The sequence below is a fragment of the Nakamurella endophytica genome, assembly GCF_014646215.1.
Taxonomy (GTDB): Bacteria; Actinomycetota; Actinomycetes; order Mycobacteriales; family Nakamurellaceae; genus Nakamurella; species Nakamurella endophytica.
Map to the genome: position 1 here is coordinate 1 of NZ_BMNA01000011.1, position 12,504 is coordinate 12,504.

Below are 12,504 nucleotides of genomic sequence, written 5' to 3' on the forward strand. Positions count from 1 at the left end.
ACACCGCCATCGGAGGTCAACCACCCATCACCAGATTGACCAACCTCCCTGGGCAGTACAGCTAGCCTGGGACGCAGCCGACGCCGACGTCTGGCGAGTGTTCTTGCCCATAGCCTCTACCTCCTCTCCGCACTTGCCAGTGCGGCGCGGAGAGTGGTGTCATGTTGGCTCCTACACCGTGTAGACACCACGCTCTACGCCGCTGAAAGCCCGGACCGCCTGCGCGTCCGGGCTTTCTGCGTTCTCGGCGGCATCGTTGCCGCCAAGCCGTTCAACACCGCCGCCCCGACCCTCACGAAGAGGGGCGGGGCAGCGGGTTACAGACCTCGACCGGGGATTACCGACCTCAGTAAGTTGTGTCCCTGACGACCACGGGACATTCCCGTGACCATTGCGGACGTTCTCGGGACGATCCCCGGGACATTCCGGTGACCATCACCATCAGCTGCAGCCCGAGGTGGAACCGCAGCCCTCGCACACGTAGCAGGCGCCGGACGGCCGCATCTTGGTGCCGCAGGTGAAGCACAGCGGTGCGTCGGCCGACTTGCCGATCACCAGCTCCAGCAGCTCGGTCGACGAGCCGGCCTTGCCCAGCGGCGCCGCCACGGTGGACGCCGACTTCGGGGCGACACCCGGGTCCACCTGGGCGCCGGGAGCCGCGCCGGCGGCCGGGGCCGACCCGCCCTGCTCGACGGCCGGGCGCACCACCGGGGTGGCGTCGACCGACGTCCGCAGCTCCTCCACCACGTCGTCGTCCGCGTCGCTCCCACCGTAGGTGGCGGCGACCTGTCCGGACCGCTCCTCGGCCGAGAAGATGCCCAGCTCGGCACGCCGGTCCACCGGCAGGTAGTCCAGGGCGATCCGGCGGAACAGGTAGTCCATGACCGACGTGGCGATCCGGACGTCCGGGTCGTCGGTCATGCCCGCCGGCTCGAACCGGAGGTTGGTGAACTTGGCGACGTACGACTCCAGCGGGATGCCGTACTGCAGACCGACCGACACCGCGATCGAGAACGCGTCCATCACACCGGCGAGCGTCGAACCCTGCTTGCCGAGCTTGATGAACACCTCGCCGAGCCCGTCGTCGGGGTACGAACCCGTCGTCAGGTAGCCCTCGGCCCCGCCCACGGTGAACGACACCGTCTGCGACGGGCGCTTCTTGGGCAGCCGGCGGCGCACCGGCCGGTGGCCCTCCACGGGCGCCGCCGCGGGCACCGGCGCCGGGGTCTCCGCGGCGGTGGTGGCGGTGGCGTTGTTCTTCTTGGCGGCGGACAGCGGCTGGCCGACCTTGCAGTTGTCGCGGTAGATCGCCAGCGCCTTGAGACCGAGCTTCCAGCCCTGGGTGTAGATCTCGGCGACGTCGGCCACCGTGGCGTGCTCCGGCATGTTGACCGTCTTGGAGATGGCACCCGAGATGAACGGCTGCACCGCGGCCATCATCCGGACGTGACCCATCGGCGCGATGGACCGCTCGCCCATGGCGCAGTCGAACACCTCGTAGTGCTCGCGCCGCAGGCCCGGCGCGTCGACGATGTGACCGTGCTCGGAGATGTACTCGACGATCGCCTCGACCTGCTCCGCCTGGTAACCCAGCGCCACCAGCGCCCGCGGCACCGTCTGGTTGACGATCTGCATGGAGCCGCCGCCGACCAGCTTCTTGAACTTGACCAGCGCGAGATCCGGTTCGATGCCGGTGGTGTCGCAGTCCATCATCAGGCCGATGGTGCCCGTCGGTGCCAGCACGGAAGCCTGGGCGTTGCGGTAGCCGTTCTTCTCGCCGGTCGCGAGCGTCCTGCCCCAGGCAGCCGTGGCCAGCTTGAGGATGGCGGCGTCCTGACCGCCGAGCACGCGGATCTGGTCGTTGGCCGCGGCGTGCTTGCGGACGACGCGGCGGTGGGCGTCCGCGTTGCGCGGGAAGCCCTCGTACGCGCCGACCGCCCCGGCGAGCTCCGCCGACCGGCCGTAGGCGGTGGCCTGCATCAGCGAGGTGATGGTGGCGGCCAGGGCACGGCCGCCGTCGGAGTCGTACGCGTGGCCGGTGGCCATCAGCAGCGCGCCGAGGTTGGCGTAGCCGATGCCGAGCTGGCGGAAGGCGCGGGTGGTCTCGCCGATCGCCTCGGTCGGGAAGTCGGCGAAGCAGATCGAGATGTCCATCGCGGTGATGACGAACTCGACCGCCTTGGCGAACCGGACGCCGTCGAACTCGCCCGCCGGCGAGAGGAACTTCATCAGGTTCAGCGACGCCAGGTTGCAGGACGAGTTGTCCAGGTGCATGTACTCGCTGCACGGGTTGGACGCGTTGATCCGCCCGGACTCCGGGCAGGTGTGCCAGTCGTTGATCGTGTCGTCGTACTGGATGCCCGGGTCGGCGCAGTCCCAGGCCGCCGTGGTGATCTTGTCGAACAGCTCCCGGGCGTCGACCGTCTGCAGCACGTCACCGGTCTGCCGCGCCCGCAGCCCGAACTCGCGGCCGGACTCGACGGCGCGCATGAACTCGTCGGACACCCGCACCGAGTTGTTGGCGTTCTGGTACTGCACCGAGACGATGTCCTCGCCGCCCAGGTCCATGTCGAAGCCGGCGTCCCGCAGCACGCGGATCTTGGCCTCCTCCTTGGCCTTGGTCTCGACGAACTCGACGATGTCGGGGTGGTCCACGTCGAGCACGACCATCTTGGCGGCGCGACGGGTGGCCCCACCGGACTTGATGGTGCCGGCGGACGCGTCGGCGCCCCGCATGAAGGACACCGGCCCGGACGCGGTGCCGCCGGAGGACAGCAGCTCCTTCGACGAGCGGATGCGGGACAGGTTCAGGCCGGCGCCGGAGCCGCCCTTGAAGATCAGCCCCTCCTCGCGGTACCAGTTCAGGATCGAGTCCATCGTGTCGTCGACCGACAGGATGAAGCACGCCGAGACCTGCTGCGGCGACGCGGTCCCGACGTTGAACCACACCGGGGAGTTGAAGGCGAACACCTGGTGCAGCAGCATCCAGGTCAGCTCGTGGGAGAAGACCTGCTCGTCCTCGTCCGTGGCGAAGTAGCCGTTCGCGACGCCGGCCTCGGTGTACCGCCCGACCACCCGGTCGATGATCTGCCGCAGGCTCGACTCGCGCTGCGGGGTGCCGACGGCGCCGCGGAAGTACTTGCTGGTGACGATGTTGGTGGCGTTGACCGACCAGAAGTCCGGGAACTCCACACCGCGCTGCTCGAAGTTGACCGAGCCGTCGCGCCAGTTCGTCATGACGACGTCGCGGCGCTCCCACGTCACCTCGTCGTACGGGTGCACACCGGGCGTGGTGTACAGCCGCTCCAGCCGCAGACCCTGGTTGCGGGTGCGCGGACGGCGACCGCGCGAGCTCGCCTGCTCGGGGTCGGAGGAGGCGCCGAGGGTTTCGGTCATGGATGGGTCCTTCCGTGGCGTGGTGGGCGGCGCCCGTCTCGGGTGCCCTCGCGACGTACCGGTGGTGCGGTGTGGAGCGGATCCCGGACGGCGTCCGGGGAACTTGTGGTGACCCGCATCGGGTCGAGCGATGCCACGGCGGTGTGGCGGGCGGCGGTGGGCCGCGCCTGGGACGCGGCCTGCCTCAGCTGCCCGGTGGCGCGGCGTCGTCCGGGGCCGCCCCGACGGTCGCCGGGATGCGGCCGGCGCGCAACGCTGCGATCTCCGCGGCGAAGTCGTCGGCCGATTCGAACGAGCGGTAGACGGAGGCGAACCGGAGGTAGGCCACCTCGTCGAGGGAGCGCAGCGGCCCCAGGATCGCCAGGCCGATCTCCTGGCTCGGGATCTCCGCGGCCCCGGAGGCGCGCACGGTGTCCTCGACCTGCTGGGCGAGCAGCGCCAGGGCGTCCTCGCCGACCGGTCGTCCCTGGCAGGCCCGGCGGACGCCGACGATCACCTTCGCTCGGCTGAACGGCTCCGTCGCCCCGCTGCGCTTGACGACCGCCAGGACGGCCTCCTCGACCGTGGTGAAGCGGCGGGAGCACTCGGGGCAGGTGCGGCGGCGCCGGATCGTCTGGCCGTCGTCGACCTCGCGGGAGTCGATGACCCGGGAGTCCGGGAACCGGCAGAACGGACACCGCATCGCCGACCCCTCTCTCGTCGTCACCCTCGGCCGTGCGCCCTCGACCGACGGGCTGTGGGAATGTCCGTGTGCATCCCGCGTGGACAGGTGCCCGGACCGTGTGGACAGGCCGTGGACTACTCGACCCAACCTGTGGACATCTTACATCCGTGTAACTACTAGATGTTGTGGTGAACCGTAGAGCCGGCACGGCACGCGGCGCAACCGGCGACACGCCGGGTACCCGCGCGTCGCCGCCGATTCACCCCTCCGCCGACCGGCGATCGCGGAGTGCGACCGGCCGCCTGACCGAGCCTGACTCAGGCGGCGGCCGCGACCGGAACCTCCAGCACCTGCCCGGCGCGGATGTCGTCGCCGGTCAGCCGGTTGATCCGACGGATGTCCTCGATCACCGGCCGTGGGTCCGTGCCCGGCTGAGCGTCCGTCGCGATGGACCACAACGTGTCCCCGCGTTCGACGTGGATGCTCCGAACGTGGGTCGGGGCGGAACCGGAGTCGCACAGCCGGACCACCACGACCGTCAGGCTGAGCGCCACCACCGCCGTGGCGGTCAGCCGGAGCCAGCGCGGGGTGCGCTGGGCCGGCGCCCGCCCGACACCGCCGTCCGCCGACCGCACCGCGCGCGGCAGGCCCAGCAGGGGCACCAGCGCGATGGCCGGACGGGTCCTCGCCACCGCCCTGGCGCGCCGGCGGACCGCCCGGCGTCCCGCCTCCGTGCGCGGAACCATGTCGGGGGCTCCGGACACGTCCCCGGCCCGTCGGTGCGTGCGGTCCCGGTCCGGCACCGGACGCGCGGTGGTGGTCTCGCAGTCAGTGACCGACCGGGGTGCAATCGGCTGTTCGTATCGTCGATCGGCCGTCGCCAGGCTCATCCGACGTCCTCTCCTAGAGAGCCGGAACCCGGCTCACCGACGTCCGCCCACGGTGCGCGGGTCGAACGGGCGTTCTACCGAACACCTGTCCGTGTTCTACACCGGACCACCGACAGTGGGTAGATCCATCGGCGTGTCCATCGAACTGGTGTTTGAACACGGACGCCGACCTCCGTAGGCTCGGTAGCCGAGTCCGCAGCTGTTCGCGCAGGTCAATCGCCTGCCGCGGCGGCCGGAACGTCAGGAGATGGGACGCCGATGAAGGAACAGACGCCGGTCGGCGACCGGCAGGCGGGAGCCCGCGGTGGCGCCGGTCGCGGCCGGACTCGCGCCGCGGACGACGCGACGGCACTCCCGGTCGCCGACGCGGCCGCCACCGCTGCGCAGGACGAGGCCGAGGTGACGGAGTTCCCCGAGGCGGAGCGCCCCGGTGTGCTCACCGTCCGGCAGCGCAAGGTGCTCGAGGTCATCCGCGACTCCGTGGCCCGGCGCGGCTATCCGCCGAGCGTCCGCGAGATCGGCGAGGCCGTCGGTCTCAAGTCCCCGTCGTCCGTGGCGCACCAGCTGGCCGCGCTGCAGCGGAAGGGGCTGCTGCGCAAAGACCCCAACCGGCCGAGGGCCGTGGACGTCCGGACGCCCGACGAGATGGACGAGACGCAGGAGTCCGCGTCGAGCCGTCCCGCACCGGCCTACGTGCCGGTCGTCGGCCGGATTGCCGCCGGCGGCCCCATCCTCGCCGAGCAGGCGGTCGAGGACTTCTTCCCGCTCCCGCGCGACCTGGTGGGTGAGGGCACCCTGTTCCTGCTGCGGGTGGTGGGCGATTCGATGGTCGAGGCGGCCATCACCGACGGGGACTGGGTCGTCGTCCGCCAGCAGCCGGTCGCGGACAACGGCGAGATCGTGGCCGCCATGATCGACGGCGAGGCCACCGTGAAGACCTTCCGGCGGCGGGACGGCCACGTCTGGCTGCTCCCGCACAACCCGGCCTACGAGCCCATTCCGGGAGACGACGCCGTCGTGCTCGGCCGGGTCGTGGCCGTGCTCCGCAAGGTCTGAGGAGGGCGCCCCGCGCGCAGGAACGGGCGTCACTCCTCCGCCCTGGCGCCGGCACCTACGGACGTCGAAGCCCCCGGTCCCTGAGGACCGGGGGCTTTCACGTGTCGTCCCGAGGCGACGACCGGCACAGCCGACGTGCTGACTCCAGGTCAGCCGGCGCGGCGCTCCTCGACGGGCACCCCGTTCACGGTGGTGGTCGTGACGACCGGAGCAGCCGGCGGCGCCACCGGGGTGGCGGCGATCTGCGCCGGCGGCGTGGCCACCGTGGCGGTCACGTCGGTCTCCGTCGCCGTGGCCGGCTTCTTGTCCTCGTCGTGCATCGCGGACACCTCGCTCTTGAGGATCCGCAGCGAACGGCCGAGTCCGCGAGCGGCGTCCGGGAGCTTCTTGGCCCCGAACAAGATCACGAACGCGGCAATGATCAAAACCCAGTGCCACCAGGCGAGTGAACCCACGGCAACCTCCCTGTTCGGTCCCACCAGTGTGCCATGCCATGCATGCGGGCCAGCGTCTACCGGCTCCATGGTACCGCTGGAAGTTCGGAGCGGGCCGTCCCCGCGATCGGTCCCGGTGCACCGGGACGTCCGCGACACCGCCCCCGTCCACGGACGGCCGCCACCACCGGTCCCGCGGACCGCGGCCGGTGCGGACGACGACCGCCGACGGATCAGCGCGACAGCGGCAGGACCTGCTCGGCCACCCCGGCACCGTCGACCGCCGCACCGTCCACCGCTCCCGGCACCCCGTCGACCGAGCCCGCGGCACCGTCGGAGAGGTAGGCCGCGAGACGGCCGGCAAGTCCGCGCGGCACGCGAGCATGCACCAGCGTGCCGGCGGCCACGTGCTGCTCGTCGAGCACCGTGCCCTCCTCGTGCACCCGGGAGATCAAGGCGCCCTCGGCGAACGGCAGCAGCGCGTGCACCTCGACCGCAGGGTTCGGCAGCCGGGCCGCGATCACCTCGCGGAGCCGGTCGATGCCCTCCCCGGTGCGGGCCGAGACGAAGACGGCGTCGGGCAGCAGGTGCCGCAGCTCGAGCACGGTGTCCGGGTCCGCGTCGTCCACCTTGTTGACGACGAGCACCTCGGGGACGGAGGCGGCGTCGATGTCGGCCAGGACCTCGCGGACCGCGCTGACCTGCTCGGTCGGCTGCGCGTCGCAGCCGTCGATCACGTGCAGCACCAGGTCGGCGTCGGAGATCTCCTCGAGCGTCGACCGGAACGACTCGACCAGCTGGTGGGGCAGGTGCCGCACGAAGCCGACCGTGTCGGTCAGGGTGTAGACGCGGCCGTCGGCCGTCCGAGCCCGGCGCGTCGTCGGGTCCAGGGTGGCGAACAGCGCGTCCTCGACCAGGACACCCGCATCGGTGAGCCGGTTCAGCAGCGACGACTTGCCGGCGTTGGTGTAGCCGGCGATCGCCACGGCCGGGACGTCCCTGGCCTGGCGCTGCGACCGCTTGGTGTCCCGCACCCGCCGCATCCCGGCGAGCTCGCTGCGCAGCTGCGCGATCCGCCGGTGGATCCGGCGGCGGTCGATCTCCAGCTTGGTCTCACCGGGACCGCGGGACCCGATGCCGGCGCCCGCGGCCACCCGGCCACCACGCTGCCGGGACAGCGCGACACCCCAACCGCGCAGACGCGGCACCAGGTAGTTCAGCTGTGCCAGCTCGACCTGCGCCTTGCCCTCCTTGGACCGGGCATGCTGGGCGAAGATGTCCAGGATCAGCGCGGTCCGGTCGACCACCTTGACCCTGAGCCGCTCCTCGAGGTTGCGCAGCTGGCCGGGCGTCAGCTCGCCGTCGCAGATGACCGTGTCCGCGCCGGTGCTGCGCACGACCTCGATCAGTTCGGTGACCTTGCCGGACCCGATGTAGGTGGCGGCATCCGGATGCTGCCGCCGCTGCACCAGGGCGTCGAGGACGACGGACCCCGCCGTCTCGGCGAGGCGCGCCAGCTCGGCCATCGAGGCGTCGGCGGCGGCGGCATCCTGCCGGCCGGATCCGGCCCACACACCGACCAGCACCACGCGCTCCAGTTGCAGGCGGCGGTACTCGACTTCGGTGACGTCGGACAGCTCGGTCGACAGCCCGCGGACCCGGCGGAGCGCCAGCCGGTCGGCCAGGTCCTGCTCACCCGTGGTCGGGTCGTCGTGACCGCTGTCGACGGTCCAGGTGGTCGGGGAGGCGTCACCGTCCGGGCCGTGACGGCCGTCGCCGGTAGCGGGGTGGCCGGCGGTCACGGACGTCGCGTCCGTGGTGGCGGCGTCGGCGAAGGACGAGGCATCAGGAAGGCTGCTCATATGCCTCCAGGGTGCCCGAATGCCGGGCCCACGGCCACCGATTTGGCTGCAGGCGATCAGCCGTCCCCGTCCGGGTCGGGATGCACCTCCAGGAACACCGACCACCGGTCGCCGTCCGGGTCGGCGGGGCGGGCGGCGAACTCGCGGAACAGCGCTTCCAGCCGGTCCACCAGCTCCGTGTGGTGCTCGGAGGTCAGCTGCAGCCCGAGCCGGGTGATGCTGCGCTCGCCGCGCGGGGCCTGCGCCACCTCGTCGAGGAACGCCTGCAGCATCGTGTCGCCGACCGGGTCGGCCGCCGGATCCGGCCCGCCGTCCGGTGCACCGTAGTCCAGCCGCCACGACTTGCCCGTCGCCCGGTACGGCACTTCCCGGGATCCCCGCGGACCGCTGCGGGGATCGCCGGCCTGCAGGAACCCGTGGTTGACCAGGGTCCGCACGTGGTGCAGCACCGACGCCGGATCGCGCCGCAGACGCTGCGCGATCTGCTTGTTCGTCAAGGGCTCGTACAGGCACATCCGCAGGATCCGCAGCCGGACCACGCTGGCCAGGGCCCGCCGCTCCCCGTCGGTGGCCGGGACGCGCGGACCCGCAGCGAGCCCCGGCGGTTCGGCGGGCTGGGCGGACGTCACACCCGGCACGGTAGTCGCCGTCCGCGGACGATGACCGATTGACAAGACCCAACTGGTGGTCGACGCTCGTCCGGTGGCCGCTGCCCCTCCGTCCCCGCGGCGCCGGGGACCGACCCCGCACGCCGGCACTCTCTGGCGGCACGCCGACTTCCGCCGGCTGTGGGGCGCCGACACGGCCAGCCAGCTCGGCGTCGCGCTGGGCAGCCTGGCCATCCCCTACCTGGCGGTCACCGTCCTGCACGCCACGCAGTTCGAGATGGGCCTGCTGACCACCCTGCAGATGCTGGGCTTCCTCGTCGTCGGCCTGCCCGCCGGTGCGCTCATCGACCGGCGCAGCAAGCGGCGGGTGATGATGACCGCCGACGTCGGCCGGGCGCTGCTGCTGGGCACCGTCGTGGCCGCCTCCGCGTTCGGCGTGCTGACGCTGGCGCAGGTCATGGTGGTGGCCACCGCCGTGGGCGTGCTGACGGTGTTCTTCGACGTCTCCTACCAGTCGTACCTGCCGCTGCTCGTCGACCGCGACCAGGTCGTCGAGGGCAACGCCAAGCTGCAGGCGACGCAGTCGGTGTCCCAGCTGGCCGGGCCGGCGGTCGGTGGCCTGCTGCTCACCCGGCTCGGCGCAGCGACCGTCATCGGGATCAACGGGGTGGGCTACCTGGCGTCGGCCGTGGGGCTGTGGCGGATCCGCCACCGGGAGGAGCCGCCGCCACCCAGGACCGCCGGGGAGTCGTTGCGGACGGAGATCGCCGAGGGGCTGCGCTTCATCGTCGGGCACCGGCTGCTGCGGCGACTGATCGCCTGCACGGGGCTGTCCAACCTGTTCTCGATGGGCACCGGGGCCCTCGTCGTGCTCTACATGGTGCGGGACCTGCACCTGTCGGCGTTCGTCATCGGCGTCGTCGACTCGGTGGCCGCCGTCGGCGGTCTGGCCGGCGCCGCGGTGGCCGGCCGGCTGGCCCGCCGGCTGGGCGAGGGCGGCTCCATCCTGGCGACCGCGGTCGCGTTCGTCGCCCTGGGCTTCTGCACCCCGCTGGCCTCCGTGCTGCCGCCGGTACCGGTGCTCGTCGTCGGCGGCCTGGGCATGTCCGCGGCGGTGGTCGCCTACAACATCGCAACGGTCAGCTTCCGTCAACGGCTGTGCCCGCCGCGGCTGCTCGGCCGGATGAACGCCTCCGCGCGGTTCCTGGTGTGGGGCACCGGCCCGATCGGCGCCTTCCTGGCCGGTGCGCTCTCCACCGGCATCGGCGTGCCGGCCACGCTGTGGGTCTTCGCCGCCGGGTCGGCGCTGTGCCTCGTGCCCGTGGCCAGCCCGACGGTGTGGCGCCTGCGGCGACTGCCGTCCCACGACGACGGCGACGCTCCGGATCCCGCACCGGCGGACCCCTCGTCACCGTCCGGCGCGCCGACCACGGCGACCGACCTCGGCACCGGTTCGGGGGCGACGGAACCGGCGGAGGTGCACCCACCGCTCCGGCAGGACGCGATCTCGCCGGCCACCGCGGACCGCGGCACCGTGCAGCCCTGAGCGTCGACCAGGGACCGCGAAGACGACGGGTGCCTGCGCTGCGGTGCGTGCGGTGGTCCGGCGAGTGGTCCCGTCGGTGTCGTCAGGCGCGCGAGCCGGCAGCCGCACCGGTGTCCGCCGGCGAGCGCAGGGCCGCCGGCCGCAGCTCGCCCGAGGCGACCAGGACGGCCGGCCCGGTCAGCACCGCCCCGCCGAAGCCGGCCTCCGGCGTGCCACCGTCGCTGCCCACCGCGGCCTCGAGGGTCACGGTGACGGCGCCGCCGGGCACCCGCACCAGGACCCGACCCGAGGTCCGGCCGGCCCGGTGCAGCTGCTCGGCGGCGACGGCGACCGTCCCGGTGCCGCACGACCGAGTCTCCCCCACCCCGCGCTCGAACACGCGCATGCGCACCTCACCGGCGGAGTCGTCGACGAACTCGACGTTGACGCCGTCGGGGAAGACGATCGGGTCGTGACCGGGCGCGGCCGACAGGTCGAGCCCCTCCAGCCGCAGGCCCGGCGCGACGCGGCACACCAGGTGCGGGTTGCCGACGTCCGCGACCGTCCCGGTGAAGGTCCGGCCGGCCAGCTCGGCGGTGGAGACGCCGACGATCCGGACCGGTCCCATCTCGACGCTCACGTCACCGTCGGCAGCCAGGTCCGCGGTCCGGATGCCGGCCCGGGTGAGGAACGCGAAGCGGCCGGGCTGCTGCCACCCGGCGTCGACCAGGAACCGGGCGAACACCCGGGCGCCGTTGCCGCACATCTGCGCCAGCGAGCCGTCGGCGTTGCGGTAGTCCATGAACCACGGGGCGGACCCGGCGACGTCCTGGTGACCGGGGACGGCGGCCGTCGGCACCACCCGGATCACCCCGTCGGCACCGATACCCGCCCGCCGGTCGCAGATGGCGCGGACGAGCACCGGGTCGAGGTCGAGGGTGCCGTCCGGGTCGGGCAGCAGGACGAAGTCGTTCTCCGTGCCGTGTCCCTTGACGAACGGGTACCGGGCGGAGTCCACGACCGCACATGCTATCGGCCGGACGCGGCGGCCGGGGCGGCGCGGACGGCGGCCCGTGCGGTCGCCGCCAGGTCGGGGGCCGCCGCGTCGAGCCGCAGCCACCGCCGGTCCCGGCGGAACCAGGACCGCTGGCGGCGGGCGAACCGGCGGGTGGCCGCCACGGTGTCGGCGGCTGCGTCGGTCAGCGTCCGCCGGCCGTCGAGGACCGGGAGCAGCTGCTGGTAGCCCAGGGCGCGGGACGCGGTGACCCCTCGCCGCAGGCCGAGTCGGTCCAGCGCGGCCACCTCGGCCAGCAGGCCCCGCGCGACCATCGCGCCGACCCGCGCCGTGAGCCGGGCGTCGAGCTCGGCCGCATCGCGGTCCAGCAGCAACAGGACGGCGTCGTACCGCGGCACACCGGGCCTCGGCAGGCTGGCGGAGAAGGGCCGGCCGGTCAGCTCGACGACCTCGAGGGCGCGGACCACACGGCGGCCGTTCCCGGGCTCGATCGCCGCCGCGGCCACCGGGTCGCGGTCGGCGAGCAGCCGGTGCAGCTCCGCCGGGCCGACCTCGGCCAGCCGCCGCTCCCAGCGGCCACGGACGGCCAGGTCGGTCGGCGGGAATTCCAGGTCGTCCACGACGGCCTGGACGTACAGCCCGGAACCGCCCACGAGCAGCGGCGTCCGCCCGCGGGCGAGCACGTCCTCGACCGCAGCCCGGGCGTGCCGCTGGTACGCGGCGACGCTGGCCGGCTCGGTGACGTCCAGGACGTCGAGCTGGTGGTGCGGGATCCCGCGCCGCTCGTCCGGCGGCGTCTTGGCGGTGCCGATGTCCATGCCGCGGTAGAGCTGCATGGAGTCGGCGTTGACGATCTCGCCTCCCAGCCCTTCGGCCAGGTCGAGGGCGAGGTCCGACTTGCCGGTCCCCGTCGGACCGGCCACCACCACCAGCCGGGACGCCGTCATGTGGTGCTCACCGGCCGCAGACTACTGTCGGCGACCGACCTCGCCGCCGCCGCGGCGGCCGGTCCGGATGCCGAACCCGCTGGTGGAGGGGGACGGAGCCGGGCACA

Annotated in this window: 10 protein-coding genes; 2 read left to right on the forward strand and 8 right to left on the reverse strand. The window is 72.9% G+C overall.

All coding sequences use genetic code 11. From position 1 onward, the window contains the following. Positions 1 to 441: 441 nt before the first annotated feature. The 3 genes from IEY37_RS17750 to IEY37_RS17760 all read right to left on the reverse strand — a co-directional run bounded on the left by IEY37_RS17750 (position 442) and on the right by IEY37_RS17760 (position 4,806). Positions 442 to 3,396, reverse strand: a complete 2,955-nt coding sequence (locus IEY37_RS17750) for a vitamin B12-dependent ribonucleotide reductase (protein WP_188943998.1) — start codon at positions 3,394 to 3,396, stop codon at positions 442 to 444. Positions 3,397 to 3,580: 184 nt separating this feature from the next. Continuing rightward, entirely contained in the window at positions 3,581 to 4,078 is a 498-nt protein-coding gene (gene nrdR / locus IEY37_RS17755; RefSeq protein ID WP_188944000.1) for a transcriptional regulator NrdR, read from the reverse strand. A 299-nt stretch (positions 4,079 to 4,377) separates the two neighbouring features. Continuing rightward, positions 4,378 to 4,806, reverse strand: a complete 429-nt coding sequence (locus IEY37_RS17760) for a LysM peptidoglycan-binding domain-containing protein (RefSeq protein WP_188944001.1) — start codon at positions 4,804 to 4,806, stop codon at positions 4,378 to 4,380. Between the two features lie 402 nt (positions 4,807 to 5,208). Between IEY37_RS17760 and lexA the strand changes: the two genes are divergently transcribed. Further along, entirely contained in the window at positions 5,209 to 6,006 is a 798-nt protein-coding gene (gene lexA / locus IEY37_RS17765) for a transcriptional repressor LexA (protein ID WP_188944003.1), read from the forward strand. A 149-nt stretch (positions 6,007 to 6,155) separates the two neighbouring features. Here the strand turns inward: lexA and tatA are convergent, their stop codons facing one another. The 3 genes from tatA to IEY37_RS17780 form a co-directional block, all read right to left on the reverse strand. Beyond that, positions 6,156 to 6,461 (reverse strand): Sec-independent protein translocase subunit TatA, encoded by a 306-nt coding sequence (tatA, locus tag IEY37_RS17770; RefSeq protein ID WP_188944005.1) that lies wholly within the window; start codon positions 6,459 to 6,461, stop codon positions 6,156 to 6,158. 212 nt (positions 6,462 to 6,673) lie between these two features. Beyond that, positions 6,674 to 8,302, reverse strand: coding sequence for a GTPase HflX (gene hflX, locus IEY37_RS17775; protein ID WP_188944007.1), 1,629 nt, complete (start codon positions 8,300 to 8,302; stop codon positions 6,674 to 6,676). A 56-nt stretch (positions 8,303 to 8,358) separates the two neighbouring features. Continuing rightward, entirely contained in the window at positions 8,359 to 8,931 is a 573-nt protein-coding gene (locus IEY37_RS17780) for an ArsR/SmtB family transcription factor (RefSeq protein WP_229674597.1), read from the reverse strand. Between the two features lie 73 nt (positions 8,932 to 9,004). Between IEY37_RS17780 and IEY37_RS22325 the strand changes: the two genes are divergently transcribed. Then, positions 9,005 to 10,456 (forward strand): MFS transporter, encoded by a 1,452-nt coding sequence (locus tag IEY37_RS22325; protein ID WP_229674598.1) that lies wholly within the window; start codon positions 9,005 to 9,007, stop codon positions 10,454 to 10,456. Positions 10,457 to 10,538: 82 nt separating this feature from the next. Here IEY37_RS22325 and dapF read toward each other — a convergent pair whose 3' ends face one another. After that, a complete protein-coding gene (gene dapF / locus IEY37_RS17785) occupies positions 10,539 to 11,453 on the reverse strand; it encodes a diaminopimelate epimerase (RefSeq protein ID WP_188944010.1) in 915 nt (304 codons plus the stop codon). An 11-nt stretch (positions 11,454 to 11,464) separates the two neighbouring features. Further along, the gene (gene miaA / locus IEY37_RS17790; RefSeq protein ID WP_188944012.1) at positions 11,465 to 12,397 is read right to left on the reverse strand and encodes a tRNA (adenosine(37)-N6)-dimethylallyltransferase MiaA; all 933 of its coding nucleotides are present in this window, start codon (positions 12,395 to 12,397) and stop codon (positions 11,465 to 11,467) included. Positions 12,398 to 12,504: the final 107 nt, after the last annotated feature.

Coding starts and splice junctions, on each gene's coding strand:
- IEY37_RS17750 (WP_188943998.1), bottom strand. CDS start 3,396: ATGACCGAAACCCTCGGCGCCTCCTCCGACCCCGAGCAGGCGAGCTCG.
- nrdR (WP_188944000.1), bottom strand. CDS start 4,078: ATGCGGTGTCCGTTCTGCCGGTTCCCGGACTCCCGGGTCATCGACTCC.
- IEY37_RS17760 (WP_188944001.1), bottom strand. CDS start 4,806: ATGGTTCCGCGCACGGAGGCGGGACGCCGGGCGGTCCGCCGGCGCGCC.
- lexA (WP_188944003.1), top strand. CDS start 5,209: ATGAAGGAACAGACGCCGGTCGGCGACCGGCAGGCGGGAGCCCGCGGT.
- hflX (WP_188944007.1), bottom strand. CDS start 8,302: ATGAGCAGCCTTCCTGATGCCTCGTCCTTCGCCGACGCCGCCACCACG.
- miaA (WP_188944012.1), bottom strand. CDS start 12,397: ATGACGGCGTCCCGGCTGGTGGTGGTGGCCGGTCCGACGGGGACCGGC.